Source organism: Priestia megaterium (genome assembly GCF_009497655.1).
Classification (GTDB): domain Bacteria; phylum Bacillota; class Bacilli; order Bacillales; family Bacillaceae_H; genus Priestia; species Priestia zanthoxyli.
In genome coordinates this window covers 4,207,335-4,233,583 of sequence record NZ_CP023317.1, presented here as the reverse complement: position 1 = coordinate 4,233,583, position 26,249 = coordinate 4,207,335, and the positions used below count along the sequence as shown (strand labels likewise).

Here is a 26,249-nt window from a genome sequence, read left to right as displayed (position 1 = left end):
TGATTTGCCATTGAAATGCTTCAAATTGTGGGCTTAGGATTAGTAGCGACATTTTTGGCACTCATTTTAAAAGAACATAAATCACCTATTGCTTTTTTACTTGTCGTATTCGTGGGATCCGTGATCTTTCTTTTTTTAATTGATCAAATCTACGAGATTATTAAGATGGTCGAGCGGCTGTCGATCAATGCTCACGTTAACATGATTTATGTGGAAACCATTTTGAAAATCATTGGTATTGCCTATATCGCCGAATTTGGTGCTCAAATTACGAAAGATGCAGGACAAGGTGCCATTGCTTCTAAAATTGAATTAGGTGGAAAAGTGCTGATTCTCTCCATGGCAATTCCTATTTTGACGGTCATTATTGAAACGATTATTTCAATGCTGCCCAATTAATTTTACTTAATATGAGGTGACGAAATGAAGCGGTGGACGTTTAAAGTGAATATACTCGCTCTTCTTTTGTTCCTCTTTTTTTTCTTTCCAGAAAATGTACAAGCTTCCGAACCCCCGAAGCAGCAAGAACTTGTCAATGAACAAATTGATAAGCTCGGTATCGATGAAGTCAAACAGTTTTGGGACGATATTATTACCCAATACGGCGGCTTTTTACCCGAGAGTCAGAAGGGAAGTTTAGTCGATTTTTTAAAAGGAGAAAAAGAGTTCTCTCTTAAAGAATGGCTAGGAGGTCTTGTAAAGTTTTTATTTCACGAAGTATTAGCGAATGGAAAGCTCCTCGGTACACTCATTATGCTAACGGTTTTTAGCGTGTTTTTGCAAACGCTCCAAAGTGCGTTTAATCAGCAAACCGTAAGTAAAGTAGCGTATGCGCTTGTATATATGGTTTTGATCATCATTGCTCTTAATAGTTTTCAAATTGCTATTTCTTATGCAACAGGAGCGATCGAGACCATGACTAAATTCATTTTAGCTCTGGTGCCGCTGCTGCTTGCCTTAATGGCATCATCAGGAGGAGTTGTATCGGCAGCCTTTTTTCATCCGATGATTTTGTTTTTAATGAACACCAGCGGTTTGCTTATTCAATACGTAGTGATGCCGCTGCTTTTTCTTTCAGCACTGCTTAGCATTGTGAGTACGATTTCAGATGAGCATAAGGTTACACAGCTTGCTCAGCTGTTGAGAAATATAAGCATTGGCGTGCTTGGAATATTCCTAACTGTTTTTTTAGGTGTGCTATCCGTCCAAGGTGCCACATCAGCTGTTGCTGACGGTATTACGATTCGAACGGCAAAGTTCGTCACAGGGAACTTTATACCTGTTGTAGGGCGTGTGTTCACAGATGCGGCTGATACAGTCATCAGTGCCTCGCTTCTATTAAAGAATTCAGTAGGGATTGCTGGAGTAGCAGTCTTACTGTTAATCGTCGCATTTCCGGCTATTAAAGTGTTAACGCTCGCTTTTATCTATAAGCTAGCAGCAGCTCTTCTTCAACCCATTGGAGGAGGACCGGTTATTTCCTGCTTGAGCATTATCAGCAAAAGCGTCATCTATATTTTTGCGGCGCTTGCTGTTGTCTCGCTTATGTTTTTCTTATGTTTAACGGTCATCATTACAGCGAGCAACGTCACAATGATGGTGAGGTGAAGAAATTGCAGGCCTTAACGACGTGGATTACGAATATCGTTCTTTTTATCTTATTAGCTACCATTATTAATTTACTGTTGCCCAATTCTAGTTTTCAAAAGTATACGAAGCTGGTGGTTGGACTTCTTTTGATGCTGATTATTATTACACCCGTTTTTCAAATTTTTAAAGTGGATGTTAATCAAATGCTGAAATCACTTAGCTTATCATCTATTCGATCCGATCAACAGGTAGAAAATTCAATAGAAAATCAGAAAAAAGAAATACAAGCTTCACAACGTGCATATATTTTAGAACAAATGGCTGTCCAAATGGAGGCAGATGTAAAAGAGGAGTTGATGGATCAGTATGGTGTAGCAATTGATCGAATTCACATTGAAACAAAAAAGCCGAACGACGAACCTACCGCTGATAATATTAAATCCATTTCAGTTGCCGTAAGTAAAAAAGCATCGGGTGATTCCGAGGTTGTTTCAGCTGTGAAAGTTATTTCTATTGATACCTCCACACCGATCGAAACAAACAAACCAACAGAATCCAAGAAATTATCCAACTATTTAGCAGCAAAATGGGATGTAAAACAAGGCCAAGTTGTTGTGAATATGGAGGAGGGAGACACGAAATGAGTCAAAAGCCAGAAAAAGGTGACCCATCATTTTTTCAGCGGTTCTTTTCACTTAAACAGTCATCAACTACGAAGAAACCTTCAAAGTTAATGTATATAGGTATTTTACTAGCTGCAGGCGTTATCTTTATGGTATTTAGCAACTCACTCACAACATCTATGAATTCAGGCGGATTATTAAAGAGTGCAAGCAAAGAAACCAGCGCACCACCCGTATCACAGGATGTTCCCGCTTTTAGCTCCAAAAAGACAACAACGATGACAGGTTATGAAGAGCGGTATGAGGAAGAATTGAAAGATATTTTAGATCAAGTTAGAGGCGTAAGTAAGGTAAAAGTAATTGTGAACCTAGATGCAACAGAATCCAAAATATATGAAAAAAACAGCGTGACAAAATCGCAAACGACCAACGAGACGGACCGTGAAGGAGGGACTCGTAAAGTTGAAGATTCCTCAACAGATGAACAGCTGGTCATTGTAAGAAGTGGAGAACAAGAAAAGCCTGTTGTAGTCAAAACCGAAAAGCCAAAAGTCAGAGGTGTGTTAGTTGTCGCTAAAGGAGCTGATAATATCGAGGTAAAGAAATCTATTATTGAAGCCGTGACAAGAGCGCTCGATATACCAAGTCATAGAGTAGCAGTATTAGCGAAAAAAGGATGAGGGGGAAATGAATATGTTATTAAAAAAGCAAACGGTTTGGTTATTAACAATGTTAAGTTTAGTTGTTGTGTTATCGGTGTACTATATGACAACGCCAGAAAATCCTCAGAGTAATGTTGCGCTAGTAGACAATGAAAAACAAAGCGAAAAACAGGCTGATGACAAGGCTCCTGCAGAAGATACAAAACAACAGGCAGATGAGAAATCAGGAACAAAAGAAGATTCAAAAACCGAAGGCTCAGCAGAAGATGTAAAAAAGGAAACGGCTAAAAATGCAAAAGAATCAGCGGTTGTATCAAGCACAGATAGCGACGAGCTATTTACGGCGCTCCGCTTGGAATTAAATGATGAAAGAAGTCAGCTGAAAGAAGAGTATCAGGAAGTAGCGGCATCAAAAAATGTAACGCCTGCAGAAGTAAGCAAAGCGATGGATAAAATCGATGAATTATCAAAGCTCGGGGAAAAAGAAGCAACGCTGGAAACATTAATTAAAGCAAAAGGATACAGCGACGCGCTAGTAAGAGCAGATGGAAAACAAGTGCAAATTACCGTTAAGACAGAAAAACACTCAAAAACAAAAGCCAATCAAATCATTCAGCTAGTCAAAAAAGAAATGGGTCCAAAAGAAGTAGCGGTAGAGTTTCAGCCAACTAAATAAAGGGAATAAAAGAAGTGTAAAACAGCCGCAAATTGGGGTTGTTTACACTTCTTTTTTTATGAAATGACTAAAATCTAAGCGAGACGGGAAAAATTTTAACATGGCTTTCTTTTTTTACTTCGGTTATAATAGGTTTCATAATCTTATATTAGTACTAGGTGACAAATGTTTTCATAAGTATTGTCATCTGTAAAGCTATGTTTCCATTTATAAAACAATAACGCTAAAAAGTTATTATAGAGTAAGTGGAACTTCTTTTTAATGTTTGCCAAACGAATTGAATGGCTGTAGCCATTTATCGTATTATTAACATTGTAGAGAATTCTATTTTCATGAGGTAGGAGTGTTCAATATGTTAAAAATTCAAGAGATCCGTGAGATCATTAAACTAGTTGATCAATCATCAATCGAGGAGTTCACCTATGAGCACGAAGGCTCCAAAATCAAGATGAAGAAAAAAGACGCAATTGTTTCCAAACAAGCGCAGCAAGTAGTGGTTTCGGCACCTGAACAAGCAGCAGCACCTGCACCGCAGGCAGCAGCGGCTCCAGCGCCAGCCCCGGCAGCACAGTCTGCACAGCCAAAAGAAGAACAAGCGGCCCCAGCGGTTGATGAAAGCTTACATAAAATTACATCTCCGATGGTAGGGACATTCTATGCGTCATCATCGCCAGAAACAGATGTATACGTAACGCCTGGAGATAAAGTACAAAAAGATTCGGTTGTATGTATCGTAGAAGCAATGAAATTATTTAATGAAATCGAAGCAGAAGTTAAAGGTGAAATCGTTGACGTATTAGTTGAAAATGGACAACTTGTAGAATACGGTCAACCTCTTTTCTTAGTAAAGCCTGAATAAGGAGCGGTAAATATGATTAAAAAGCTATTAATTGCGAATCGAGGAGAAATTGCGGTTCGAATTATTCGAGCGTGTAAAGAGTTAGGTGTAGAATCAGTAGCTGTTCATTCTCAAGCTGATCGCGATTCTTTGCATGTACAATTAGCAGACGAAGCGTATTGTATTGGACCAACGTCATCTAAAGACAGCTATTTAAACTTTACAAACATTATGAGTGTTGCGATGCTAACGGGCTGTGACGCTATTCACCCTGGATACGGCTTTTTAGCTGAAAACGCTGATTTTGCAGAGCTATGCAGAGAGTGTAACGTTACATTTGTAGGACCAAGTCCTGAAGCCATTAACAAAATGGGAACAAAAGACGTAGCGAGAGAAACGATGCGTGAAGCGGGTGTTCCAATTGTTCCTGGTTCCACTGGAATTGTAGAGTCAGTGGAAGACGGTATGTCAATCGCTAATGATATTGGCTATCCTGTTATTATTAAAGCAACGGCAGGAGGCGGAGGAAAAGGAATCCGCGTTGCGAAAAATGAACAAGAGCTTATTAAAGGTATTACAATTACGCAGCAAGAAGCTGCTACAGCTTTCGGTAACCCTGGTGTGTACATTGAAAAGTTCATTGAGGATTTCCGTCACGTTGAGATCCAAGTGTTGGCTGATTCTCATGGAAATACTGTACATTTAGGAGAGCGTGATTGCTCGATTCAACGCCGTCTTCAAAAATTAATTGAAGAAACGCCTTCTCCAGCGTTGGACGAAAAAACGCGTGAATTAATGGGCGACGCTGCTGTTAAAGCCGCTCAAGCCGTTAATTACACAGGAGCCGGAACCGTGGAATTCATTTATGATTATCGTGAAAACAAATTTTACTTCATGGAAATGAATACGCGTATCCAAGTAGAACATCCTGTTACAGAGATGGTGACAGGAGTTGACTTAATTAAAGAACAAATCAACGTGGCAAATGGTGAAACTTTACCGTTTACGCAAGAAGAAGTGACGTTTAACGGATGGGCAATTGAGTGCCGAATCAACGCAGAAAACCCAGAGAAAAACTTTATGCCATCACCAGGTACGATTCAAATGTACTTGCCGCCAGGTGGCTACGGAGTGCGCGTAGACTCTGCTGCATATCCGGGCTATGCAATCCCACCTTACTATGATTCAATGGTGGCTAAATTGATTGTTCATGCGCCAACTCGTGAGGAAGCTATTGAACGAATGAAGCGCGCGTTAGATGAATTTGTTATCGATGGCGTTGCGACCACTATTCCTTTTCACCAAAAGCTATTAAATCATGAAAAATTTGTTAGCGGTGAATTCAACACGAAGTTTCTTGAGCTATATGACGTAATGAATTCTTAGTATAATATAAACTATAGGAGGTGCTGTACATGAATGAAAATCATGTATTAGAAATGGAAGAACACCCAAATTCTCTTGGCAAAGTAGAAATTGCTCCTGAGGTTATTGAAGTCATTGCGGGTATTGCTGCTTCTGAAGTAGAAGGCGTTTCTGCAATGAGAGGAAATTTTGCAGCTGGCGTTGTGGAGAAACTAGGAAAGAAAAACCACGGTAAAGGTGTAAAAGTGGACTTAACAGAAAACGGGATAAAAGTAGACGTGTTTTGTATGATGAAGTTTGGTGTGTCTATTCCAAACGTAGCGCAGCAAGTACAAGATAACATTCGTCAAGCCCTTAAAAATATGACAGCTATTGATCTCGATGAAGTAAACATTCATATCGTAGGGATTCAGTTTGATACGCAAAAAACTGATATTGAAGAAGTTGAATAAAACAAACGTTTACCTAACGGCTGTTGCTAAAATGGAATAACGTATGATTACTTGTTCCTTTTCAACACAAGCTATGGTAAAGTGAAAAAGACTGTCTCGTCATAAAGACGGTCTTTTTCGTGTTCTACAAACTTCGTATAAGAACAATCAAGTATCGTTTCATAAACTATGCTATTATCTAGGTATACTAGTTGAAGAAGATAAATAAAGGAGCAAAAATAATGAAAAGACATACAGCACGCCAAAAAGCATTACAAGCACTATTTCAGCATGATTTAGGGCAAACCGAGCCAATGGAGGCAATCGGAAATGTTGTACAAAACGAAAAGTCTGATCAATTTTTAGAAAGTCTTGTGCTAGGTGTAGTTGAGCATCAGCAAGAAATTGATGAACTTTTACGCAATCATTTAGAAAAATGGACGTTAGACCGCGTAGCTACTGTAGACCGCGTAATCCTGCGTATTGCCGTATACGAAATGAAGTATGAAGAAGAAATTCCTACGAGCGTTACGTTAAATGAAGCGATTGAATTAGCAAAAACATTTGGCGATGATCAATCAAGCAAGTTTATCAACGGCGTATTGTCTAAAGTGTTAACAACTTTATCTAAATAAACGTTCATCTTGCCAAATCAAGTGACTAAAATGCTTCTCTCCTTTATATAAAGGGGAGAGGGTGACTGCAAAGGAGGCAAAATGATGAGTGAAGTGCGTTATCTAACCGTTACGGCTCTTACACGATACATCAAGCGCAAGTTTGACGTAGACCCTCACATGCAAGATGTATGGATTAAAGGAGAAATTTCTAACTTTAAACGTCATAGTCGAGGACATATGTATTTCACCTTAAAAGATCAAAATGCTCGTATCGCAGCCGTTATGTTTGCTGGGCATAACCGTCAGCTTAATTTTCAGCCTGAAGAAGGAATGAATGTACTGATTCGAGCTGAAATTTCGGTTTATGAACCAAGCGGAAATTATCAAATGTACGTAAAAGAAATGCAGCCTGACGGCGTTGGAAACTTATACTTGGCCTACGAACAGCTGAAAAAAAAGCTGGAAAAAGAAGGCTTGTTTGATCATGCTAGAAAACGAAAACTTCCGAAGTATCCAACAACAATAGGTGTGATTACATCTCCTACTGGAGCCGCCGTACGTGATATTATTACGACATTAAAGCGCAGATATAACGCGAACATTATTGTTATGCCCGCTCTTGTTCAAGGAGTGAATGCGGCACCGTCTATCATCAAGGCAATTGAAGAAGCAAACCGTCGTAAAGAAGCAGACGTATTAATTGTCGGCCGCGGCGGCGGGTCAATTGAAGAGCTTTGGGCGTTTAACGAAGAAAGCGTAGCTCGTGCAATTTTCACTTCTACTATTCCCGTTATTTCAGCGGTTGGACATGAAACCGATTTTACAATTGCAGACTTTGTAGCAGATTTGCGAGCCCCTACTCCAACGGGTGCTGCGGAGCTGGCCGTACCTCATATCAGTGAAATTACAGAAAGATTGACTCAGCGAAATATCCGTCTTCTTCGTTCGATGAAAGAGATGCTTCAGTCTAGTAGCCGCAGGCTTGAACGATCTCAGAAATCATATGCTTTTCGTTACCCTCAAAAGTTGGTCGAGCAAAAAGAGCAGCAGTTAGATCAGCTGATGGAGCGTTTTTATCGTGAAGGTAGAAGGTACATTGAGCATAAACGGACGAACTACGAGCAGCTAACAGCCGCTTTGTTGCGCAATCACCCCGAGCATCAGTTAACGAAAGCGGCAGACCGTCAACAGCAGCTGACGAAAATGCTGACAAAAGAGATGCAGCAGCTGCTAAAGCAAAAACAGCTTTTATTTGCCACGGCAACGTCAAAATTACATACGCTTAGTCCATTAAAAACAATGGAAAGAGGCTACAGCTTAGTATACGATAAAGAAAAAGAGTTAATTAAATCAACCAAACAAGTATCCAAAGGTGATGTGGTAAACGTTCGTTTGACCGATGGACAGTTGCAGTGTGAAGTTTCGAAAATAGAGGAGCGATGAAAAATGGCGACAAATAAAGAGTATACGTTTGAAGAGGCGATGGAGCAGTTAGAAACCATCGTAAACAAGCTAGAAGAAGGCGACGTGCCTTTAGAAGAAGCAATTCAACAATTCCAAGAAGGAATGACTCTTTCAAAATTCTGTCACGATCGTCTTCAGCATATTGAAAAGCAAATGGAAACTATTTTACGTGAAGACGGAACGCTTGAGCCATTCTCGGTACAGGAGGAAGAGTGATGGTGAATGAAATGAATTTAAAAGAGTATATTTCTTTTACAAAAGATCGAGTAGAAACACGCTTGCCTGAAGTGGTAAAGGCATTACATGCTCCGGTTAACTTAAAGGAATCCATGCTTTACTCGCTTACGGCAGGAGGAAAGCGACTTCGCCCAGTGCTGTTGTTTGCAACGCTACATGCATTTGGAAAAGACGAGAGCATCGGACTAGAAACAGCCTGTGCAGTGGAAATGATTCATACATATTCGCTCATTCATGATGATTTACCTAGTATGGATGATGACGACTTAAGAAGAGGTAAACCGACAAATCACAAGGTGTACGGCGAAGCAACGGCTATATTAGCTGGAGATGCTCTTTTAACAAATAGCTTTCAGCTCATTTCTGAAGCGGTACATCCTGAAATTACATCACATATGAAACTTCAGCTCATTACAGAACTGGTAAAAGCAAGCGGAACAGAAGGTATGATCAGCGGACAGGTTGCAGATATGGAAGGTGAAAAAAAGCAGCTCACGCTAGATGAGCTTGAATATATTCATCTTCATAAAACGGGGAAGCTGCTAGGATTCTGTGTAAAAGCAGGAGCAATTCTTGCAAAAGCTACGCCTCTACAGCAAGAATTATTAGAAGAATTCAGTAAGCATGTAGGGTTAGCGTTTCAAATTCAAGATGATATCTTGGATGTGGAAGGGTCTGAAGAAAAGTTAGGAAAGCCAATTGGCAGTGATACAGAAAATGAAAAAACGACATATCCTTCTTTATTAGGTATGGAAGCGGCCAAAGAAAAGTTACAGTATCATGTTGAACAAGCACTTCTCTCGTTACGTCAAGCTCAAATTAAGCACGGATTACTAGAAGAAATTTGTTTATATATAGCAAAACGTGATAGTTAATGACGATTTCTGTCAGGTTTTTTGAGTGATACAGTAAAATAAGATTGAGTCCCAATAGGGGCTATGCTATAATGATTTTACTACTGTATAAAAGCGTAGTGCATAGGTTTGAAAGACATATACAATATCTTGGTGGCCGTTATCACATTTGTGTTAGCGGCTATTTTTTCACTATTTTCCTTTGAATATCACTGGTTTACTGATAGAATATCAAAGGTATTGTAAGTAATAAGGAAATACTAAAAATTGACTATACGTATAAAACAATAGACAATGTATTAAGGTAACTTTATAACAAGTACGAAAGTGAGTGATCCACCTTGGATCTTACAACGATAAAAAATCCTGAGTTTTTAAAGAAAATGTCAGTAACACAATTAGAAGAACTAAGTGAAGAGATTCGTCGTTTTTTAATTACAAAGCTTTCTGCAACTGGTGGTCATATAGGGCCAAATTTAGGGGTTGTTGAGTTAACGCTTGCACTCCATAAAGTGTTCGACAGTCCAAAAGATAAATTTTTATGGGACGTCGGGCATCAGTCGTATGTCCATAAAATTTTAACAGGACGAGCGGGAGAGTTTGATACAATCCGTCAATATAAAGGATTATGCGGCTTTCCAAAGCGAGATGAAAGTGAGCATGATGTATGGGAAACGGGACATAGTTCTACATCTCTTTCAGCCGCAATGGGAATGGCTGCTGCAAGAGATTTGCAAAAAACAAAAGCTCACATTGTTCCTATCATTGGTGACGGAGCTTTAACAGGTGGTATGGCTCTTGAAGCGCTTAACCACATCGGGCACGAGCAAACGGATATGACCGTTATTTTAAATGACAATGAAATGTCTATCGCTCCTAACGTCGGGGCTGTACACAGCATTCTGGGGCGTTTGCGCACGGCGGGCAAATACAACTGGGTAAAAGATGAGCTTGAAGTTCTACTGAAAAAAGTGCCTGCGGTAGGCGGTAAGCTCGCGGCAACGGCAGAACGTGTAAAAGATGGCCTAAAGTACATGGTTGTGTCAGGCATGTTCTTTGAAGATCTTGGCTTTACGTATTTAGGACCGGTTGACGGCCATAGCTATGACGATTTATTGGAAACGTTACAATATGCAAAGAAAACAAAAGGACCGGTACTGATTCATGTGATTACGAAAAAAGGGAAAGGGTACTTGCCAGCGGAAAGCGATAAAAGCGGAGCGTGGCATGGTACAGGCCCTTACAAAATTGAGTCCGGTGACTTTATTAAAGACAAAAATGTTCCGATTGCTTGGAGTAAATTAGTAAGTGATACGGTATTGGAAATGGCTAGGGAAGATGAGCGTATCGTAGCAGTAACGCCAGCAATGCCTGTAGGTTCAAAACTTGAAGCGTTTCAAAAAGAGTTTCCGCATCGCATGTTTGATGTTGGGATTGCAGAGCAGCATGCAACAACAATGGCCGCTGGTCTTGCAACTCAAAATATGAAGCCCTTTTTAGCTATTTATTCGACGTTTTTACAGCGTGCATACGATCAAGTGGTTCATGATATTTGCCGTCAGAAGCTAAATGTATTTATTGGGATTGATCGAGCTGGACTAGTAGGTGCTGATGGTGAAACGCACCAAGGTGTATTTGACATTGCGTTTTTACGTCATTTGCCTAACCTTGTTATTATGATGCCAAAAGACGAAAATGAAGGTCAGCACATGGTTCACACTGCTTTGACTTATGAAGAAGGTCCGATTGCGATGCGCTATGCGAGAGGAAACGGATTAGGTGTTGAACTAGATTCAGAACTGAAAAACATTCCGATCGGTACATGGGACGTATTAAAAGAAGGTTCGGATACAACCATTTTAACGTTTGGTACAACGATTTCAATGGCGATGGATGCAGCAGCAGAACTTGAGAAGCAAGGAATCAGCGTCAAAGTGGTCAATGCTCGTTTTATTAAACCGCTGGATGAAAAAATGCTTCACGAGATTTTCCAAACGAATAAGCCTGTGATTACGGTGGAAGAAGCGGTACTTCAAGGCGGTTTTGGAAGTGCGGTGTTAGAGTTTGCATCAGAGCACGGCTATTATAATACTCGCGTTGAACGTATGGGTATTCCTGATCGCTTTATCGAGCACGGCAGCGTAACAAAACTTTTAGAAGAAATTGGCTTAACCAAAGAAGAGATTATAAATCGAGTTAAAAAACTCGTAACACCAACACAAAAGAGGCTTGAAGTTAAGTGACAAAAAAAGAACGAGTAGATGTATTATTAGTAGAACGAGGTTTGATTGAAACAAGAGAAAAAGCAAAGCGTACAGTGATGGCAGGACTTGTTTATGCGAATGAAGTCCGTTTGGATAAGCCGGGAGAGAAAATTGAACGCGATACGCCGCTGACAATTAAAGGTGCAGTGATGCCTTACGTCAGCAGAGGCGGCTTTAAGCTTGAAAAAGCGATTAAAGAATTTAATGTCCATGTAGCGGATAAAATCATGATTGATATTGGTTCTTCTACTGGAGGCTTTACCGATTGTGCGCTTCAAAATGGAGCGAAGATGTCCTATGCGCTAGACGTAGGCTATAATCAGCTAGCTTGGAAGCTTCGTCAAGATGAGCGAGTAGAAGTAATGGAACGAACAAATTTCCGTTATGTGACACCAGCTGATTTATCAAGAGGCTTGCCTGAATTCGCTTCTATTGATGTATCGTTTATTTCCTTAAGACTCATTCTCCCTGTGTTAAAAACACTTCTTGTTCCATACAGCGATGTTGTTGCACTTGTTAAGCCACAGTTTGAGGCTGGAAGAGAGCAAGTTGGGAAAAAAGGAATCGTGCGTGACTCAAAAGTGCATGAAGAAGTCCTTCAAGGAATGGTGGATTTCTCCCTTCGTCAAGGATACGATGTATATAACATGTCGTATTCACCGATAACAGGAGGAGATGGAAATATCGAATTTCTTCTTCATCTGAGCTGGAAAGGCGAGCGTGAACTTGGTGAAAATCAAGCTCCGCTTACTGTGCGTGAAGTGGTCGAAGAAGCACATAAGACGTTAAAAGAGAAAAAGTAATAATGGCCAATGTTAAGCAAAAACTTAGCATTGGCGATTTGATTATGACTCTTTATACAAAAGGTGCATAATCAAGTTGAACACATTATGATACTTAATTAGTGAAAGACTTATAAACAACAAAACAAAAAGAAGATTACATATTAATGTGAGGTGCCAACATGAATAAAGGGCAAAGACATATTAAAATTCGTGACATTATCACGAATAATGATATTGAAACACAGGATGAATTGGTAGATATTTTAAAAAACCAAGGTTTTAATGTAACACAGGCAACAATCTCTCGTGATATTAAAGAACTGCACTTAGTCAAAGTGCCTTTGATGGACGGACGATACAAATACAGCTTGCCTGCAGATCAGCGTTTTAATCCCTTACAAAAGTTAAAGCGCTCTCTTATGGACGCATTTGTAAAAATTGATTCAGCCGGGCATATGCTGGTGATGAAAACATTGCCGGGAAACGCAAATGCGATTGGCGCATTGATTGATCATTTGGACTGGGATGAAATATTAGGAACAATTTGTGGAGACGATACATGTTTGATTATTTGCCGTACTCCTGAAGATACGCAAATTATATCAGACCGATTCTTAGAAATGTTATAAAGGTGAGTGAAGCAGGTTGTTAGCTGAATTATCCATTAAAAACTTTGCGATTATTGATGAACTTTCTGTTTCATTTGAAAAAGGCTTAACGGTATTAACAGGCGAAACAGGAGCGGGAAAGTCGATTATTATTGATGCCATTTCATTGTTAGTAGGTGGAAGAGGCTCTTCGGAGTTTGTCCGCCATGGAACAGACAGAGCCGAAATTGAAGGGCTTTTCTTATTTGATGAAGAACAGCATCCGAGTCACGAAAAAGCCAAACAAGTCGGTTTGGAAGTGGAAGATGGAATGATTGTGCTTCGCCGAGATATCACTACAAATGGGAAAAGTATTTGCCGTATCAATGGGAAGCTCGTCACGTTAGCTATCCTACGTGAAGTCGGACAGACGTTAATTGATATACATGGACAGCACGAGCACCAAGATTTAATGAATCAAGATCGTCACTTAACTCTTCTTGATCAATATGGAGGAGAAAAAGTAGAAGAGGCTTTGACGGAGTATCGAGAGGTATTTTCGAGGTATACGTCGCTAAAAAAGCAGTTGGATCAATTAACTGAAAATGAGCAGCAGATGGCACATCGCCTCGATCTTATTCAATTTCAATTAGATGAAATCAAAGCCGCAAATTTGCAGCTCAATGAAGACGAGGAACTAAATGAAGAGCGTTTGAAGATTTCCAACTTTGAAAAGATCTATACGTCGCTAAACGATGCGTACAATGCGCTGCACGGTGAACATCAAGGTCTGGATTGGGTAGGCGTAGCAATGAATCATACGGAGGATATTTCGTCACTGGAAAAAAACTATGCCGAAATTTCGGAGATTATTTCATCGAGCTTCTATCAGTTAGAAGACGCATCTTATAAAATTCGTCAGCAGCTGGATTTATTAGAATTTGATCCGAAACGCTTAGACTTTATTGAAGCGCGTTTAAATGAAATTAATCACTTAAAGCGTAAATACGGTCAAAGTGTAGATGAAATTCTAGAATATGCAGCACAAATTGAAGATGAAATTGATCGTATTGAAAATCGAGATACGCACGTGAGCAAGATCAAAGAACAGTTAAACAGCGTAGCACAGGATTTATTAGTAGAAGCTAACAACGTTTCAGCTATTCGAAAAAAACTTGCTCAGGAGTTAACGGACAGCATCCATCATGAGCTTCAAGAACTCTATATGGCTAAAACCGTATTTCAAATTAAATTCTCTGTCGTAAATGCAGGTAAAAATGACGTTGAAGTAAATGGCGAAAGAATAAAATTCACCAAAGACGGCATTGACAACGTAGAGTTTTATATTTCTACCAACCCTGGTGAACCGTTAAAGCCTCTTGCGAAAGTAGCATCAGGCGGAGAACTGTCAAGGATCATGCTGGCGTTAAAGAGCATCTTCTCTAAGCATCAAGGCGTGACGTCCATTATCTTTGATGAAGTTGATACAGGCGTAAGTGGAAGAGTAGCTCAATCGATCGGTGAAAAAATACATGCCATTTCCGTTGATTCGCAGGTTCTTTGCATATCTCATTTGCCGCAGGTAGCAGCTATGGCAGATACTCATCTCTTTATTGCTAAAGAGATAAAAGGTGATCGTACAACGACATCTGTTCTTCCATTAACTCTTGATGAAAAAGTAAAAGAAATTGGTCGAATGATTGCAGGAGCTGAAATTACAAGCTTAACGAAGGAGCATGCCAAAGAGCTTTTAGATTTAGCGGATAAGATGAAGCAGACCATTTAACAAAACACCTTTTAACACGTAACAGTATGTGTTAAAGGTGTTTTTTTATACAAAATGGAGGAACTGAAAATGTTTCCTTGCACTTCTTTTCATTTTTCTCTGAACTTCTGTTATAAATGCGCTCTAAGAAGGCTAAATTAAATGTGTAGCCATTTAGGCGAGGAAGCGAGGAGAGTGAAAACATGCAAAATCGATACAGACATATAATTGGTGCGATTCTCCTTGTTTCGTTCATTTTTGTAGGATTTATTCCAGTTGTGCAACAATATATACACATTCCAAAACAAATCGTCTTATTTGAACAGCAAAAAGAAAAAATTAATACGACATTACCGCTTAGCGTAGAAGCTTCATCACCTGTTTACGATGTAACAAGTAACAAGGCGAAGCTGACCGTAGCAGGCAAACAGGTAGGCAAAGAAGAGTTGATGCTTCATTTGGCCGGTATTCCTGTAAAGCGTGTAGACGTGCAGGTATTATCTGATTTTAAAGTCATTCCTGGTGGACAATCAATCGGTGTGAAATTAAATTCAAAAGGTGTTCTTGTTGTAGGCTATCATCAGGTAGATACAGCAAAAGGTAAAAAATCTCCTGGCGAAATTGCGGGTATTCAAGTTGGAGATATGATTACGAAGATTAATGGTAAAACCATTGAAAAAATGAGTGATATTACACCGTTTATTCAGCAGGCAGGGAAAACGGGTGAACCATTAAATCTGCATATTTTAAGAGAAAAAAAGCAGTTTGACACGAAGCTGTATCCGTTAAAAGATAAGCAAGATTATGCGTACAGAATCGGTTTATACATCCGTGATTCAGCTGCAGGAATTGGCACAATGACTTTTTATGATCCAAAATCTAAAAAATACGGCGCTTTAGGCCATGTTATTTCGGATATGGATACAAAAAAGCCAATCGTAGTAGAAGATGGACAAATTGTCCGTTCGACCGTTACATCAATTGAGAAAGGTTCGAACGGCGTTCCCGGCGAAAAGCTAGCGAGGTTTTCTGAAGATAGACAAATCATTGGAAATATTACACGAAATAGTCCTTTCGGTATTTTTGGAAAATTGTCTTCAACGATGGAAAACGGAATAATGGATAAAGCAATGCCAATTGCTCTATCTCATCAAGTAAAAGAAGGACCGGCTAAAATTCTAACGGTAGTAGATGATGATCAAGTGGAAGAATTTGATATTGAAATTATGAGTACTATACCTCAAAAGTTTCCGGCTACTAAAGGAATGGTTATTAAAATTACAGATCCTAAATTGTTAAAGAAAACAGGTGGAATTGTTCAAGGAATGAGCGGGAGTCCGATTATTCAAAACGGTAAAGTCGTTGGAGCGGTTACCCATGTTTTTGTAAATGATCCTACCTCCGGTTACGGTGTCCATATTGAATGGATGCTTAACGAAGCAGGAATCGATATTTATAAAAATAATCGAAAAAAAGCGAGCTAATGTTGTCATTAGTTCGCTTTTTTTGATAAAAATTATTGTCGTAAATGTACGAGAAAAACGTCGAAAAACAAAGAAAATAAGAGAAAATCGAATAAATTCCATTTAAAAGACTTTTTTCTAAAAAAATAAAGGAAATAATGTTGCATTGTCGAATTTGTCCTTTAGAATAAAGAATAGAGACACGTAGGAAACGACGTATAACATAAAGGACTGAGGAGGAAGCTGCATTGAAAAAAATTAAAGTATGCTTGGTTGATGATAATCGGGAACTAATTGGTTTGCTTGAAGATTATATTTCAGAGCAAGAAGACATGGAAGTAATCGGAGTAGCTTACAATGGACAAGAGTGTTTATCCATTTTAAAAGATAAAGATCCGGATGTTCTTGTATTAGACATTATTATGCCGCATCTAGATGGATTAGCAGTTTTAGGTCAGTTAAAAGAAATGAAAAAAGAAAATTATCCAAATGTCATCATGCTAACAGCATTTGGGCAAGAAGACGTAACGAAAAAAGCGGTTGATTTAGGAGCTGCTTATTTTATTCTAAAGCCGTTTGATATGGAAAACTTAGTGAATCATATTCGTCAAGTTAGCGGACAAACATCTTCATTTATGCAACGTTCATCTTCTTCCATGCGTTCGCATCGCGACAGCAAACCAGCAAATTTAGATGCAAGCATTACGAGCATCATTCACGAAATTGGTGTACCTGCTCATATTAAAGGCTATTTATATTTGAGAGAAGCCATTTCAATGGTATATAAGGATATTGAGCTGCTTGGGTCGATTACAAAAGTGCTGTATCCTGACATTGCAAAAAAATACAATACAACAGCAAGCCGCGTTGAGCGCGCCATTCGTCATGCCATTGAAGTAGCATGGAGCCGAGGGAACATTGATTCTATTTCTTCATTATTCGGATATACTGTCAGCATGTCAAAAGCAAAGCCGACAAATAGTGAATTTATCGCCATGGTTGCGGATAAATTACGCCTTGAACATAAAGCGAGTTGAAAGGGATAGGACTGCTGGAATTACGGGGTTTTGAGTGAGCTGATACCTTTTGTAATACAGAGTAGTACATGCCGATAAACTTTTGGAATTTACACTAGATAGCAAACTGCAAATCAATAAACTTTTTACTGCAGGGCCGATGAATTTTAATCATTCATGGGTCCTTTCATTTTGTTTTAAGAGTTGGAAATAGGGAGGTTAAGGGAATGTACATCTTGTGATCCATAGTAGTGTATTTTATTGAAATAATTTATTTAATTGTTATGAGGGCTTTGTGTTTGAAAGAAGATTTAGAAGATGTGTTAAAAAATTCATCTACATATATGGATAAGTAAATGATAAAAAAAGCAGCCTTCAGAAAAGGCTGCTTTTTTTAATCCATTAATTTAGCAATCGATTTTGAAAGGAACAAAACAATAATTCCAAGTACAATTGTTACAGCTCCGATTAAGCTGAAGATGTCGAAATAACCTAACGACTGTGTATAAGATGCAAGAACACCCGCTAGCTTATTAGCAACAGCAGAGCTTGCCATCCATACGCCCATTAAAAGAGAAGCAAGCTTTAATGGAGCCAGTCTACTTACCATAGACAACCCTACTGGCGAAATCATAAGCTCAGCTAGCGTGTGCAGGAAGTAAGTGAAAATCATAAATAGGATATTTACTTTTAAAGCTGGGTCATTACCAGTATACATAACGGCTGGAATTAAAATTAAGAATCCTAATCCGACTGTTACAAGTCCCATACCCATTTTTGTTGGTGTTTTAAAATCACCGCGTTTTGAATTTCCTAGCTTGTACCAAACAAGTGACATAATTGGTGCTAAAATCATGATAAACAGTGGATTCAATGATTGGAACCACTCTGTTGGAACCGTAAAACTACCGATTTGACGATCAATTTGATCTTGAGCATATAGCGTTAAAGAACTTCCAGCCTGTTCAAAAGCTGTCCAGAAAGCAATAACAACGAAAGCTAGAATAACGATAGCAACCGTTCTTTTCTTTTCTCGTGCTGTCAGCGGAGCAGTTGATGTTTGAGATGCTGCTGCATGAACTTTTCCTGTAGGCTCTTTCCCAATATCACCTAAATAGCGATTAGCCAGTAGGTTAAATAAAATTTGTCCAACAACCATTCCGATAGCTGCTGTTAAAAATCCGTATTTATAACTCATTAATCCAACAACTAATGGGGCGAAAAATGCACCAAAGTTAATACCCATATAAAAAATGGTAAAAGCACCGTCACGGCGAGGATCATTTTCTGCATAAAGATCTCCGACCAATGTGGAGATATTTGGTTTGAAAAATCCGTTTCCGATAATTAATAAAGCAAGTCCGATATACAAAGCGGCTACGCTTTGATGAATGAAGATGGAAAAATTCCCGAGTGCCATAATCACACCACCGATTGTGATGGCTAGCCTTCTTCCGAGGAAGCGGTCTGTTAAATATCCGCCAATCATCGGCGTAATGTAAACAGCACTAGTGAATGTTCCATATAAGCTCAGTGCAGTTGCTTTATCTACCCCGAGTCCACCTTGAGCAGCGGTAGCAGTTAAATAAAGAACCAGAATGGCTCTCATTCCATAATAACTAAATCTTTCCCATGCCTCAGTCGCGAATAATAAGTACAGTCCAGGAGGGTGTTTTTTCCTAGACTCATTTTGCTGCTGATTTTCGTGTTGTACAGCTGCTTGCATAATGAAGTCCCCCTAAAATTTCTCTCATACTATTTAATTCTTTTATTTGAATTGATCAAAAAATCAGAATATAAGTACTGGAATAAATATAATGTATTTTTATTTTAGTAGAAAAACAATAATTTCGTCAATGAAATTATATGGAAAAATCAAAAAATAATTAAATATACACAAAAAAGTATTAAATTACTTATTTAAAAGCATTTTTAAAAATACATTTATATTATTAAATATTCTAATATATGTTATGGGAAATGAAGTAAGAAAGTAATACTATTTTTGGAAACGAAAATTCGAAAGAAAAAAGGATCTGTTATTCAGATCCTTTTTTATCTTCGCTCGCATTTAATTCAGCAAGTTTCTGTAGCAAAATATGCTGAGGCATATGCATTAATTGCTCGAGAGGGATATTTAATTGTTCTGCTAATTTTACGGCTGTATCCGGTGAAATTTGCAGTGGTCTCATACACAACGACCTCCTTTTGCATATAAAGTAATGAAAGTGAAAAAGTATAAACAGTAAATTCGTGCTTTCACTATTAAGTAATGCTAAAGTTAATAATAAGTGATAATAGAGGAGTTGAGCAAGTATGTTTGTAATAGGTCATCGCGGCGCAGCTGGAACGTTTCCTGAAAATACGATGATTTCCTTCAAAGAAGCAGCGAGAGTCGGAGCACACGGAATTGAACTTGATGTGCATATGACAAAGGATGGAGAACTTGCTGTAATTCATGATGAAAAAGTAGATCGAACGACGAATGGAAAAGGGTATGTAAAAGATTTTACGTATCAAGATTTACAAAAATTAGATGCGAGCTATAAGTTCAAAAAAAAGTATGGAGTATGTAAAATTCCCATGTTAAATGAAGTAATGGAGTGGGCTTCAAGTGAAGGAATTAGCGTAAATATCGAGTTGAAAAACAATATATTTGACTATCCATACTTGGAAATGAAAGTCTTGGATTTAATTTATTTATACAAGATGAAGGATCGAACGATGATTTCATCTTTTAATCATAACAGCTTAGCCCGAATTAGTTCCCTGGATTCTACGATTGAAACAGCTATTTTATATTCTTATCCGATGTATGAGCCTTGGGTATATGCTCAGCATCTTGGCGCAAAAGCTCTTCACCCTAATCAGCGTACCGTTAATGAAGTAAATGTAGCCGCTTCAAAAGATTGTCAAATTCCAGTGCGACCTTACACAGTAAATGATGTAAAAGTAGCTGAGCAGCTTCGGAAATATGGATGTGAATCCGTTATTACCGATTATCCAGAAAAAATGGTGAAGCAATTTGGAGGGCGCTTTTCGTAAAAAAACATCGCATTAATGCGATGTTTTTTTATCTTTTTGAAATCTGTTTTGAACTTTGTTTCGCTTGCGGTCTCTGTGAAGAATAAAGCCAGCAACAAATCCAAGACCGACTAAAAATAATAGAAGACCGACTGAAAATTGCAAAAATAAAGAAGGGAACGGGGATTGCAGGATGCCAAAAATCATATCTCTCATAAGTTTAATGCCATATCCAGCGAGTATACCAGGAATAAGTAAGATTAGCAGTGCGATAATTCGAACCATAGCTTCTCCTTTCGCTTCTCTTTTTTAAAATGAATGCGTTTACATTATAAAACCGTTATACTTGAATCATAAAAGAACTAAATAAATTGTCAAGAGCGTTTCTTTTTTTATATGATAGGTATATGCAATATTTTGCACGGAATATGTACATATTAAGTAGAAAAGGTGAAAAAATATGCAAAAAGTGTTGATCGTTGGAGGAGGAAAAGGCGGATTAGCTATTCTGAAAATCTTGTTGGAAACAGAATTTATGAAAGTGATTGGTGTAGTAGACGTACGAGCTGACGCGCCGGCTGTTTTGCATGCGCAAGAACAAGATATTTCAACTGGAATGAATTGGGATCCTTATATGACAAAGCAGCTCGATGTCATTGTTGAAACAACAGGTAAACAAGGTGTTTTTCAACAATTGCAGAGAAGCAAACCTGCTGATGCACTGGTAGTTCCGGGATTGGTTGCTGAAATTATGGCCAATCTGATGGAGGAAAAAGAAGAGTTAATTCAGCGGTTAAAGCAAGAATCGTATAAATATGATCTTATTTTTAACGCGGCTCATGATGCGATGGTCGTGATTGATAAGAATGGATATATTACGCTATTTAATCAAAGCGCCGAGCGTTTGACGAACTTTTCACACAGAGATGTAATTGGTAAGCATCTTCATGAAGTTATTCCAAATAGTAAACTTGTTGATGTTCTTCATACAAAAACGATTGATCAAAATAGTGAATTTGTGTTAGATAGCGGACGGAAGGTCATTACGACTAGAATACCAATACTCGACGAGAATAGAGAGCTGTTTGGTGCCTTTTCGATTTTTAAAGATATTACGGACGTTGTCGGATTGGCAGAAGAAGTTACGAACTTAAAAGAAGTACAAACTATGCTTCAAGCTATTATTCAATCTTCTGAAGAAGCTATTTCGGTTGTCGATGAAGAAGGAAGAGGGATTTTAATTAATCCTGCTTATACGAGAATTACGGGTTTAAAAAAGACGGATATTATTGGTCAGCCCGCGACTGCCGATATCTCTGAAGGAGACAGTATGCACATGAAGGTGCTGCAAACAAGACGTCCTGTTCGAGGTGTAAGAATGAGGCTTGGTCCGAGTAAAAGAGACGTAGTTGTGAATGTTGCCCCCGTTATTGTCGATGGAAAATTAAAAGGCAGCGTTGGAGTTATTCATGATATGTCTGAAATTCAAGAGCTTACAAATGAACTCAAAAGAGCGCGTCAAATTATCCGAACGCTTGAAGCGAAATATTCATTTGCTGATATCATTGGTCAGTCTGAAGAATTTCAGTTAGCAATTGAGCAGGCTAGACTTGCTGCTAAAACACCAGCTACTGTTTTGCTTAGAGGTGAATCTGGGACGGGTAAGGAGCTGTTTGCACATGCGATTCATAATGCGAGCAGCCGAAAGTTTAATAAATTTGTTCGGATCAACTGTGCTGCACTTTCTGAGTCTTTGCTTGAAAGTGAACTTTTTGGGTATGAAGAAGGAGCTTTTTCCGGGGCAAAACGAGGCGGAAAACGAGGTGTTTTTGAAGAAGCCAATAACGGTAGCATCTTTTTGGATGAAATCGGGGAGCTTTCAGCTCATATGCAGGCTAAGCTGCTTCGAGTGCTTCAAGAAAAAGAGCTTATTCGCGTTGGAGGCACGACCCCTATTCCGGTGAATGTTCGCGTGATTGCAGCTACGAATGTGAATTTAGAAAAAGGAATGGCTGATGGAAGCATCAGACAGGACTTGTATTATCGGCTAAACAAAATTCCGATTCACATACCTCCTCTTCGGAAGAGAAAAGAGGATATTGGAGCGCTTGTTACACACTTAATTACAAAAATTAATCAAGATTACGGCCGACATGTTGAAGGGGTAACAGAGCGGGCCTTACAATCATTGAGATCATACGACTGGCCAGGAAACGTCAGAGAGCTTGAAAACATATTAGGAAGAGCTATTATTTATATGCACTATACGGAAACAATGATTGATTCTGTTCATCTCCCTTCACTTGAAGGCAAGGGCAAAAAAGAAAAAAATCAGGCGAATGAAGAGGTAGTATTCGAAGGGAAGACTTTAGCGCACATGATGGAAAATTATGAAGCTGAACTTATTCAAAAAGTGCTGATTGCAAACAAGTATAACCGAACGAAAACAGCAAAACAGCTCAATATTTCCCTGCGTTCTCTGTATTATAAGTTGGAAAAATACAATCTTGCAAATAACAGCATGCAATAAAATGCATGGTGTGCAAGTTATTGCATATAAATAGAGAGGTATTCTTTTTTTCTGTTTGTCGTTAGAATCAATAAAAAAATTTTTTTGTGCGTAGAAACGGATATAAGCAGCTATATTATGTAATATATGCAGAGTGTGGCACAAATCTTGCATATATTTTAAGTGACTGCATAAACGCGCAGTATGCTCTTTAAAAAGGGGCAAAAGAAAGAATGAAAAAGGAGAGGTCGAACATTCCATGACTCTTGCTACCATCTTATCTCGGGTTGCTAAGCAGTCTTCTTTGACTGTTGCTGTTGCTGCAGCTGAAGACTTAGAAACAATTGAGGCAGTGTATGAAGCTGTGTCAAGGGAAGTTTCTGAATTTATTTTGTTTGGCAACGAAACAACAATTAATGAATTATTCAGGCAGTACCGCCCATCCTTACTCACTCATAAGGCTGTGACGGTCGTACATACGGAGTCCGTTTTAGAAGCGGCTCAATTGGCTGTGCGTTCAGTTCAGCAAGGTCAAGCTCATATCGTAATGAAAGGGAATTTATCCACATCGCTTATTTTAAAAGCTGTGTTAAATAAAGAGCATGGTTTGCGTACGGGAAATGTTTTATCACACGTAGCTGTGTTTGATGTTCCTCACTATGACCGCCCTATTCTTGTAACAGATGCAGCTATGAATATTACGCCATCTCTGGAAGAGAAAGTTCAAATCATTCAAAACGCGGTGAACGTTGCTCACTCGATTGGGATAGAGGTGCCAAAGGTAGCTCCTGTTGCAGCGGTTGAAGTTGTGAACCCTTTGATGCCTGCCACAGTAGAGGCTGCACTTCTTACACAGATGAACCGCAGAGGACAAATTAAAGGCTGCGTTATTGATGGACCTTTAGCACTCGACAATGCCATTAACATAGAAGCAGCCAAGCAAAAAGGCATTCAAAGTGAAGTTGCCGGTCAAGCAGATATATTACTCGTTCCAGCAATTGAAACAGGGAACGTCTTATATAAATCCCTTATTTATTTTGCTAAAGCAAAAGTTGGAGCTATTCTAGCGGGGGCAAAAGCTCCGGTCGTCTTAACATCCAGAGCAGATTCATCAGAAAGTAAATTATACTCACTGGCGCTTGCTATAAGCGTCGCTCAACAGAATTCTTAGGAGGCACTAACAATGAAAATTTTTGACTATATGGAAACATACGATTATGAGCAGTTATTATTTTGCCAAGATAAAGATTCAGGCTTAAAAGCCATTATTGCGATTCATGATACAACAATTGGACCAGCTCTAGGCGGTACGAGAATGTGGACATATGAATCAGAAGAGGCTGCAATTGAAGATGCGCTTCGTTTATCACGCGGAATGACTTATAAAAATGCAGCAGCAGGCTTGAATTTAGGAGGAGGAAAAACGGTTATTATCGGAGATCCTCGCAAAGACAAAAATGAAGCGATGTTCCGTGCATTTGGCCGCTTTATTCAAGGGTTAAATGGTCGATATATTACAGCAGAAGATGTGGGCACAACGGTAGAGGATATGGATATTGTATATGAGGAAACGGATTATGTAACGGGTGTATCTCCTGCCTTCGGTTCATCAGGCAATCCATCACCAGTCACAGCCTACGGCGTATACCGAGGAATTAAAGCAGCAGCAAAAGAAGCATTTGGAACAGATATGCTTGAAGGAAAAGTAGTAGCTGTCCAAGGTGTAGGAAACGTAGCATATAATTTATGCCGCCACCTTCACGAAGAAGGGGCAAAACTTATTGTAACGGATATTAATAAAGAAGCTGTTCAGCGTGCGGTAGAAGAATTTGGTGCGCAAGCAGTAGACCCAAATGATATTTATGGTGTAGAATGTGATATCTATGCTCCTTGTGCACTCGGAGCAACGATTAACGATGAAACGATCCCTCAAATAAAAGCAAAAGTTATTGCAGGGGCAGCTAATAATCAATTGAAAGAAACGCGTCATGGTGATTTAATTCATGAATTAGGCATTGTATATGCACCGGACTATGTTATTAATGCAGGAGGCGTTATTAACGTAGCTGATGAGCTAGTTGGATATAACCGTGAGCGTGCGCTGAAAAAAGTTGAAGGTATTTATGATAATATTGAAAAGGTAGTTGAAATCTCAAAGCGAGATGGCATTCCAACCTATCTAGCAGCAGATCGCTTAGCTGAAGAAAGAATTGAAAAGCTGCGTCGTTCACGCAGTCAATTTTTACAAAATGGACAGCATATTTTAAGTAGACGTCATACGCGCTAATGTTTGAGCTGAAGGCTAGGCAAAAGGAATAAATGAAATCCTTTCGACCTAGCCTTCGTTTATGAGAATGATAAGGTAGGAGGACATGTGTTGGATATGCACGAATATCGAATGCTGATAATAAATCCGGGTTCAACGTCCACAAAAATTGGCGTGTTTCACAACGATAAACCAATTTTTGATCGAACAATCCGCTACGATTCACAGCAAATGAATCAGTTTGAGACGATATATGCACAGTATGAGTTCCGTAAAAACTCGATTTTAGAGGCACTTGATGAAGAAGGGATTAATTTATCTAAATTAAGTGCAGTATGTGGAAGAGGAGGGCTTTTACGCCCGATTGAAGGCGGCACATACGAAGTAAATCAAGCCATGCTCAAAGATTTAAAAGACGGTTATGCCGGCCATCATGCTTCAAATTTAGGCGGGATTTTAGCGTTTGAGATTGCGTCTGGATTAAATATTCCAGCATACATTGTTGATCCAGTGGTGGTAGATGAGCTAAGTGACATCGCTCGTATCTCAGGAACTCCTTTTATGGAAAGGAAAAGCATCTTTCATGCGCTGAATCAAAAATCGGTGGCTCGAAAAGTGGCCAAAGAAATGAATAGCACATACGAACAAATGAACGTTATTGTTACCCATATGGGCGGGGGCATTACGGTTGGAGTTCACAAGTGCGGAAAAGTAATTGATGTGAACAATGGCCTGCACGGCGACGGTCCTTTTAGTCCAGAGCGCGCTGGCGGTGTACCGGTTGGTGAATTAGTTCGTCTTTGCTTTTCAGGTCAGTATTACCGCGAGGAGATTATGAAAATGCTTGTAGGAAAAGGCGGACTTGTCGGTTATTTGGGCACATCTGACGTGCAGAAAGTCGAAGCGCTAGTGAAAAATGGAAACGAAAAAGCTAAGCTTATCTACGAAGCAATGGCTTATCAAATTTCGAAGGAAATTGGAGCTGCCAGTACGGTATTGCATGGAAAAGTAGATGCCATTATTCTAACGGGAGGCATTGCTTATTCAAAAGCGTTTGTTGAGCTGATTATTAATCATGTAAAGTGGATTGCAGATGTCATTGTTTATCCTGGAGAAAATGAGCTTCAAGCGCTAGCTGAAGGGGCTCTCCGAGTGCTTACAGGTGAAGAAGAAGTAAAGGAATATAAAGGCGCTTAATAGCGTTTGCAGAAAG

At 39.1% G+C, this 26,249-nt stretch carries 26 protein-coding genes; 23 read left to right on the top strand and 3 right to left on the bottom strand.

Features of this window, described 5'->3' with window-relative positions; all coding sequences use genetic code 11:
• Positions 1–15: 15 nt before the first annotated feature.
• The 18 genes from spoIIIAD (at position 16) to spo0A (ending at position 17,258) form a co-directional block, all read left to right on the top strand.
• The gene (gene spoIIIAD / locus CEQ83_RS21640) at positions 16–399 is read left to right on the top strand and encodes a stage III sporulation protein AD (RefSeq protein WP_013059150.1); all 384 of its coding nucleotides are present in this window, start codon (positions 16–18) and stop codon (positions 397–399) included.
• Between the two features lie 24 nt (positions 400–423).
• Positions 424–1,608, top strand: coding sequence for a stage III sporulation protein AE (gene spoIIIAE, locus CEQ83_RS21635; protein ID WP_013059149.1), 1,185 nt, complete (start codon positions 424–426; stop codon positions 1,606–1,608).
• Positions 1,605–2,234: a stage III sporulation protein AF gene (gene spoIIIAF, locus CEQ83_RS21630; protein WP_224980536.1), complete on the top strand. Its 630-nt coding sequence runs from the start codon at positions 1,605–1,607 to the stop codon at positions 2,232–2,234. Before spoIIIAE ends, spoIIIAF begins: the two co-directional genes overlap by 4 nt.
• Positions 2,231–2,893 carry a stage III sporulation protein AG gene (spoIIIAG, locus tag CEQ83_RS21625; RefSeq protein ID WP_013084996.1) on the top strand — a complete coding sequence of 221 codons (663 nt, stop codon included), beginning with the start codon at positions 2,231–2,233 and terminating at the stop codon, positions 2,891–2,893. Before spoIIIAF ends, spoIIIAG begins: the two co-directional genes overlap by 4 nt.
• A 7-nt stretch (positions 2,894–2,900) precedes the next feature.
• Complete coding sequence (locus tag CEQ83_RS21620; RefSeq protein WP_223268967.1) at positions 2,901–3,551, top strand: SpoIIIAH-like family protein; 651 nt, start codon at positions 2,901–2,903, stop codon at positions 3,549–3,551.
• A 352-nt stretch (positions 3,552–3,903) separates the two neighbouring features.
• Positions 3,904–4,410, top strand: coding sequence for an acetyl-CoA carboxylase biotin carboxyl carrier protein (gene accB, locus CEQ83_RS21615; protein ID WP_098112938.1), 507 nt, complete (start codon positions 3,904–3,906; stop codon positions 4,408–4,410).
• Positions 4,411–4,422: 12 nt separating this feature from the next.
• Entirely contained in the window at positions 4,423–5,775 is a 1,353-nt protein-coding gene (gene accC, locus CEQ83_RS21610; RefSeq protein ID WP_028411593.1) for an acetyl-CoA carboxylase biotin carboxylase subunit, read from the top strand.
• A 29-nt stretch (positions 5,776–5,804) separates the two neighbouring features.
• Positions 5,805–6,206, top strand: coding sequence for an Asp23/Gls24 family envelope stress response protein (locus tag CEQ83_RS21605; RefSeq protein ID WP_013059143.1), 402 nt, complete (start codon positions 5,805–5,807; stop codon positions 6,204–6,206).
• Positions 6,207–6,427: 221 nt separating this feature from the next.
• Entirely contained in the window at positions 6,428–6,820 is a 393-nt protein-coding gene (gene nusB / locus CEQ83_RS21600) for a transcription antitermination factor NusB (protein WP_013059142.1), read from the top strand.
• Positions 6,821–6,904: 84 nt separating this feature from the next.
• The gene (gene xseA, locus CEQ83_RS21595; RefSeq protein ID WP_034271010.1) at positions 6,905–8,245 is read left to right on the top strand and encodes an exodeoxyribonuclease VII large subunit; all 1,341 of its coding nucleotides are present in this window, start codon (positions 6,905–6,907) and stop codon (positions 8,243–8,245) included.
• 3 nt (positions 8,246–8,248) lie between these two features.
• On the top strand, positions 8,249–8,482 hold the full coding sequence (locus CEQ83_RS21590) for an exodeoxyribonuclease VII small subunit (protein ID WP_013059140.1): 234 nt from the start codon (positions 8,249–8,251) through the stop codon (positions 8,480–8,482).
• Positions 8,482–9,378, top strand: a complete 897-nt coding sequence (locus tag CEQ83_RS21585) for a polyprenyl synthetase family protein (RefSeq protein ID WP_028411591.1) — start codon at positions 8,482–8,484, stop codon at positions 9,376–9,378. The genes CEQ83_RS21590 and CEQ83_RS21585 overlap by 1 nt, the downstream gene beginning before the upstream one ends.
• Before the next feature lie 320 nt (positions 9,379–9,698).
• Positions 9,699–11,600, top strand: coding sequence for a 1-deoxy-D-xylulose-5-phosphate synthase (gene dxs, locus CEQ83_RS21580; RefSeq protein WP_098112936.1), 1,902 nt, complete (start codon positions 9,699–9,701; stop codon positions 11,598–11,600).
• The gene (locus CEQ83_RS21575; RefSeq protein WP_028411589.1) at positions 11,597–12,424 is read left to right on the top strand and encodes a TlyA family RNA methyltransferase; all 828 of its coding nucleotides are present in this window, start codon (positions 11,597–11,599) and stop codon (positions 12,422–12,424) included. The genes dxs and CEQ83_RS21575 overlap by 4 nt, the downstream gene beginning before the upstream one ends.
• A gap of 161 nt (positions 12,425–12,585) precedes the next feature.
• Positions 12,586–13,035: a transcriptional regulator AhrC/ArgR gene (gene ahrC / locus CEQ83_RS21570; protein ID WP_013059136.1), complete on the top strand. Its 450-nt coding sequence runs from the start codon at positions 12,586–12,588 to the stop codon at positions 13,033–13,035.
• Positions 13,036–13,051: 16 nt separating this feature from the next.
• Positions 13,052–14,779: a DNA repair protein RecN gene (recN, locus tag CEQ83_RS21565; RefSeq protein ID WP_028411588.1), complete on the top strand. Its 1,728-nt coding sequence runs from the start codon at positions 13,052–13,054 to the stop codon at positions 14,777–14,779.
• A gap of 182 nt (positions 14,780–14,961) precedes the next feature.
• The gene (gene spoIVB / locus CEQ83_RS21560) at positions 14,962–16,242 is read left to right on the top strand and encodes a SpoIVB peptidase (protein WP_028411587.1); all 1,281 of its coding nucleotides are present in this window, start codon (positions 14,962–14,964) and stop codon (positions 16,240–16,242) included.
• A 227-nt stretch (positions 16,243–16,469) separates the two neighbouring features.
• Entirely contained in the window at positions 16,470–17,258 is a 789-nt protein-coding gene (gene spo0A / locus CEQ83_RS21555; protein WP_013084985.1) for a sporulation transcription factor Spo0A, read from the top strand.
• Positions 17,259–17,631: 373 nt separating this feature from the next.
• Here the strand turns inward: spo0A and CEQ83_RS21550 are convergent, their stop codons facing one another.
• Together CEQ83_RS21550 and CEQ83_RS21545 are read right to left on the bottom strand one after the other, a co-directional pair.
• Complete coding sequence (locus tag CEQ83_RS21550) at positions 17,632–18,963, bottom strand: peptide MFS transporter (RefSeq protein WP_098112935.1); 1,332 nt, start codon at positions 18,961–18,963, stop codon at positions 17,632–17,634.
• A gap of 313 nt (positions 18,964–19,276) precedes the next feature.
• Positions 19,277–19,429 carry a YycC family protein gene (locus CEQ83_RS21545; RefSeq protein WP_013059130.1) on the bottom strand — a complete coding sequence of 51 codons (153 nt, stop codon included), beginning with the start codon at positions 19,427–19,429 and terminating at the stop codon, positions 19,277–19,279.
• A 124-nt stretch (positions 19,430–19,553) separates the two neighbouring features.
• Here CEQ83_RS21545 and CEQ83_RS21540 point away from each other — a divergent pair, with 124 nt between their 5' ends.
• The gene (locus CEQ83_RS21540; protein WP_098112934.1) at positions 19,554–20,282 is read left to right on the top strand and encodes a glycerophosphodiester phosphodiesterase; all 729 of its coding nucleotides are present in this window, start codon (positions 19,554–19,556) and stop codon (positions 20,280–20,282) included.
• Between the two features lie 12 nt (positions 20,283–20,294).
• Here CEQ83_RS21540 and CEQ83_RS21535 read toward each other — a convergent pair whose 3' ends face one another.
• Positions 20,295–20,546 (bottom strand): DUF2627 domain-containing protein, encoded by a 252-nt coding sequence (locus CEQ83_RS21535; RefSeq protein WP_098112933.1) that lies wholly within the window; start codon positions 20,544–20,546, stop codon positions 20,295–20,297.
• A 175-nt stretch (positions 20,547–20,721) separates the two neighbouring features.
• Between CEQ83_RS21535 and CEQ83_RS21530 the strand changes: the two genes are divergently transcribed.
• From CEQ83_RS21530 to buk, 4 genes are all read left to right on the top strand, one after another.
• Complete coding sequence (locus tag CEQ83_RS21530) at positions 20,722–22,791, top strand: sigma-54 interaction domain-containing protein (protein ID WP_098112932.1); 2,070 nt, start codon at positions 20,722–20,724, stop codon at positions 22,789–22,791.
• 238 nt (positions 22,792–23,029) lie between these two features.
• On the top strand, positions 23,030–23,941 hold the full coding sequence (gene yqiS / locus CEQ83_RS21525; protein WP_028411582.1) for a phosphate butyryltransferase: 912 nt from the start codon (positions 23,030–23,032) through the stop codon (positions 23,939–23,941).
• A 12-nt stretch (positions 23,942–23,953) separates the two neighbouring features.
• Positions 23,954–25,057 (top strand): branched-chain amino acid dehydrogenase, encoded by a 1,104-nt coding sequence (gene bcd / locus CEQ83_RS21520; protein ID WP_013059125.1) that lies wholly within the window; start codon positions 23,954–23,956, stop codon positions 25,055–25,057.
• A gap of 96 nt (positions 25,058–25,153) precedes the next feature.
• Positions 25,154–26,233, top strand: coding sequence for a butyrate kinase (buk, locus tag CEQ83_RS21515; protein ID WP_372492011.1), 1,080 nt, complete (start codon positions 25,154–25,156; stop codon positions 26,231–26,233).
• Positions 26,234–26,249 lie beyond the last annotated feature (16 nt).